We start from the raw sequence: 3,443 nt of genomic DNA on the forward strand, positions 1-3,443 counted from the left end.
CCCACGATCACAGATGTGATCGTGGGGCCGCTTCTGTTTGATCTACTTCGCCAACAGTGTCCCCGTAGGGCGCGGGCGCCATTCCGGCCCCTGTCGACCAGAGAACCGAATGCGCCTAGGCTGGACCCGCCGTCGGTTCGCCCTGCCCGCCAGGCAGGCGCGTCGTAAGAGGGAACCCGGTGCGGCAACGCTCGCCTGCTTGGCTCGCGAGCTCGCCAATTCCGGGACTGCCCCGCAGCGGTGAGTGGGAACGACCGCCGTCAAACGCACTGGGTCCGAGTACCGGACCGGGGAAGCGACGGCCAGTAGATGCCCGGGCGAAATCCCGGGCGTGCCCGCGAGTCCGAAGACCTGCCACTGCCCGCGTGCGACCACGCACGCGGTGACTTCGGTGACCTCGAGGGCGGGTCGGCGGTGCGAGCGGGCACGGTATCAGAGTGCTCGCCGGTCAGCCGTTCCTTTGCGCCCATGAGAGCACCGGGGTCCTCCATGACTCGCGAAGGAGAGTTTCGTGGCTGAGACTTCCGCCACCCCCGCATCACTGGCCACCGTCCACGGTTATCCACGCCAGGGGCCGGACCGAGAGCTGAAGAAGGCGATCGAGGGCTACTGGGCGGGCCGCGTCACCGCCGATGAGCTGCACGACACCGCGGCCCGGCTGCGCCGCGACAACTGGAGGCACCTGACCGGTGCCGGCGTGCGGGAGGTCCCCACCGGCGACTTCTCGCTGTACGACCACGTGCTGGACACCACCGTCATGGTCGGTGCCATCCCCGAACGTCACTGGGCCGCCGTCGAAGCCGACGCCCTGGACGGCTACTTTGCCATGGCGCGCGGCACCCAGGACGTCGCTCCGCTGGAGATGACCAAGTGGTTCGACACCAACTACCACTAGTTCAGTCACAAAGGCAACTATTCATCGAAGAGCAGCCCGCGAAGCAGCACATCGAGCGATCAAGGCTCTGAGCTGCCAGAACAACCGTGCGGCCGGTTACACCGGCAATCAGGTCACATGATCAGGATTGCTTGAGAAGGCCGATCCGCGAGGAGTTTCATTACAGGGTCAAGGCGATCCGCCTGCGGCGGTTCGCGCGCCGGACAGTCGCTAACCCGGTGCATGATTATTCGACTGATCCAGGCCAGTGCCACCCACGCTAAATAACGCTTCGATAACGGAATTCAAGGCAATTTGCGCCATCCCGCAAGATCGCCACCGGGATTCATGATCTTGCAAATCAAGCCAATAGGCTTTTCTACCTGCAATGCTAAGTACCTGCACATTCGCGCAGCTCAGAGGCTGGTTTGAAAGATCAGCTAGGGTACAGAAAGGCGTCTAAGGGTTCCTTTGAGGGAGAGAGCGAATGATCTCAAAAAAGGTGCCCTAGGCTCTTGGGTGTCGATAAAAAGGCCGTCGCTGCGTGGAACTTCCAGGATCAACGCAACGACGGCCAGAGTGACACCTAAGGAGATGCCTATGCGAAGATTACCCCGTGATGGCGGCCCTTTAGTTCTCGGTGGGGTTACGGCTTCACTCGCGACTATCTTGGTCCTGACCGGGCACGCCGACGATATACAGCATGTCGTAGGGGCTGTGACAGCAATTATGGCGATCTACGTCGGTCGGAGGACTAGATCTTCTGAGTCCCCCTCTAATCGAAACGATGAACAGGGCAGCAGCGCTCCGCGCTGCCGCACGGCGGGGCACGCCCGCCCGCGCCGCGCGGACATCGGGACCGGGCATGCGGCCTGGGGGCCGGTCCCGTCCCGCGCCCGCCCGGCGCGAACGGCCGGACCCCGCCGCCCGCCGCACGAGCCCGCCCGCCGCACCGAACACCCCGCCGACCGTCAACGCGCTGCCGCTACCCGCCCGATGCTGAAGGCCGTGACGATCGCTCACTTCGGGTTTCGCTGTGCATGGTTGGGCGATCGACTGCCGCGTCCCTCCTTCGTCGGGACTTGCCACCGGAGGACCATGGCGACGTGAGTAACGGCTACTGCTTCCCATGTTCTGACGTCCGCTCTGCGGGCCGATGGTCCCGGTACGCAGCGGCCAAGAGTGATCAGGACGTATCCGAGGTCAGCCTGGAGGTTTCGCCCGCTGCGACCACCGGCCCCAACCACTACGCGGCCCCTTTGGGGTGCTTCGCATTGGCGCCGACCGTCTCCGCTCCCGTCCATGGCTCAGGAAGGGAGAGGTAACCAAGTACTACTAGTCGGTCGCAAGTGACTTCCAAGCACGGTGGTCCACCGTGGAGACATGCCCAGGGCCAAGAAGCCGACCAAGCCACTCGTCCATACGAGAAAGACCCCCACCCGCAGACAGGCCAGGGCGCTGGCCAGGCAGCGGCGCGAGCAGGCCGACTGGCGGCTCGTGGAGAAACGAGATCGGGCCGAAAGCTTCAAGCCGTACGCTAGACACTATTACGTTGGCCGCAATCAAGTACTCTTCCTCAGCTTCCTGCCATGGATACTCGTCGTGGCGATAGTCACCAACGCCCTGCCCGATCTGAAGGTGGCACTCGGGGTGACGGGTACACCGGGAACCGCCACCGTCGTGGTGCACGAGCGCGTCGGCAGAAACAGCTACCACAGCGAGGCGCGCCTCGTGTTCGACGACCCGGCACGGGAGCCCGTCATCGTCAAAACCGTCTCGGGTGTGGAGTTGGGGGAGTCCTTCCGCGCCGCGCTCACCCCCGAGGGCGACTGGGTTCTGCCCACCGGCATGCGAGGGGCGACGAGATCGTTGATGTTTCTCTCCATGGCCCCGCTCTGCGTGTCGTTCATACCCTACGTACTGCTGTACCGCTTCCGCGTCAGGCGTGGTCTCAAGGCGGCGGCGATCGGCGGCGGCGTGGTGGCCGCCGCCTCTGTGCTGATGTTCGTCGTGATGCTGGTCCTCAATCTCTTCTACTGAGCGGCCGAGGCTCAGGGCCAGGAGGAGTCCTGGTCGGGGTCGCCGCCGTCGGAGGAGGTCCCCGTAGTAATCGCGGAAAATACAACGGATATGGGTCTGACCTGCATGGATAGAGCTTGGCCCGCCATCCACATGATCATGTTGCCAAGGAGTCTCCGCAGATCAGCGGCAAGATGCACACCGTTGGATTCCGGCACGCCGCCAACCGGGCTGCCCGCAAAGCACTCCATACCTTCGCCGACAACAGCCGGCACGACGATCCATGGGCCGCCAACCTCTACCAACGCGCCCGAGATCGCGGCAAGCGACACCCCCAGACCGTTCGCATCCTTGGCCGTGGCTGGCTACGGATCATGTTCGCCTGCTTCCGTGACGGCACGCCCTATGACCCCGCCGTTCACCACGCCCGGCACTGCGTGAATACCGCATAAGAGGCTGTTGGGTCGGACCGGGGCGCGGTGTCAGCCTTGCGACTGGTCCGTTTCCCCGGCCCGCCCGCCGAACCGGGCGTGCTCGTCTCCAAGCACCC

3 protein-coding genes and 1 riboswitch are annotated in these 3,443 nt (G+C 64.4%); of the genes, 2 read left to right on the forward strand and 1 reads right to left on the reverse strand.

Features of this window, described 5'->3' with window-relative positions; genetic code table 11:
• The first annotated feature begins 134 nt into the window (after positions 1 to 134).
• A riboswitch (cobalamin riboswitch) is annotated at positions 135 to 356 on the forward strand.
• Positions 357 to 511: 155 nt separating this feature from the next.
• The gene (locus tag ABT130_RS47205; RefSeq protein ID WP_350966440.1) at positions 512 to 895 is read left to right on the forward strand and encodes a uroporphyrinogen decarboxylase/cobalamine-independent methonine synthase family protein; all 384 of its coding nucleotides are present in this window, start codon (positions 512 to 514) and stop codon (positions 893 to 895) included.
• A 1,362-nt stretch (positions 896 to 2,257) separates the two neighbouring features.
• Positions 2,258 to 2,914 (forward strand): hypothetical protein, encoded by a 657-nt coding sequence (locus tag ABT130_RS47210; RefSeq protein ID WP_350966441.1) that lies wholly within the window; start codon positions 2,258 to 2,260, stop codon positions 2,912 to 2,914.
• An 11-nt stretch (positions 2,915 to 2,925) separates the two neighbouring features.
• Here ABT130_RS47210 and ABT130_RS47215 read toward each other — a convergent pair whose 3' ends face one another.
• On the reverse strand, positions 2,926 to 3,225 hold the full coding sequence (locus ABT130_RS47215; protein ID WP_350966442.1) for a hypothetical protein: 300 nt from the start codon (positions 3,223 to 3,225) through the stop codon (positions 2,926 to 2,928).
• Between the last annotated feature and the right edge of the window lie 218 nt (positions 3,226 to 3,443).

This window comes from Streptosporangium sp. NPDC001681 (assembly GCF_040298085.1).
GTDB lineage: Bacteria > Actinomycetota > Actinomycetes > Streptosporangiales > Streptosporangiaceae > Streptosporangium.

Excerpts from the sequence above, each read along its gene's own strand:
- ABT130_RS47210 (WP_350966441.1), top strand. The coding sequence starts at position 2,258 with ATGCCCAGGGCCAAGAAGCCGACCAAGCCACTCGTCCATACGAGAAAG.